The sequence below is a fragment of the Pseudoalteromonas sp. MTN2-4 genome, from assembly GCF_042848605.1.
Classification (GTDB): Bacteria; Pseudomonadota; Gammaproteobacteria; order Enterobacterales; family Alteromonadaceae; genus Pseudoalteromonas.
Genome location: NZ_BTGK01000068.1, coordinates 1 through 500 on the forward strand (window position 1 = coordinate 1; position 500 = coordinate 500).

Consider the following 500-nt stretch of genomic DNA (forward strand, 5'->3'; position numbering starts at 1 on the left):
TACTGAAAAACTGAAGCCAGTTAGTTACGAAGTATCAGGTCGTGTCTTCCTAGATACTTTACAAGATGGTGAATTAGAAACAGTTGAGCTAGATGAGGCTATTAAAGACATCGCTGTCACGTTAACTGGTCAAGATATCTTTGGCCGCGCAGTGTCGCTAACCCGCACCACAGATATGAATGGCCTTTACGCATTCGATAACCTAGTCGAAGCCAATGCTGATGGGTACACCGTATCAGCCGCTTTCTCTGGCAATGCGTTGAATGAAAATGGTCAAGACTATTTAAACATTGGTGCTACTCGAACCGAGTCGGATACGGCAAACAGTATCGTCAAAGTTGATCTAACGGGTGCAAACAAATCAGCTATCGTAGATTTTACTGAAAAACTGAAGCCAGTTAATTACGAAGTATCAGGTCGTGTATTCCTAGATACCTTACAAGACGGTGAACTTGAAACTACCGAGCTTGATAAAGCACTTGATAACATCACAGTCACGC

Annotated in this window: 1 protein-coding gene; it reads left to right on the plus strand. The window is 42.8% G+C overall.

The window, feature by feature from the left end; genetic code table 11:
• Nucleotides 1–500 (plus strand): hypothetical protein (locus ACGHEH_RS21750; RefSeq protein ID WP_390449887.1); only part of this gene is annotated, 500 nt, incomplete at both ends.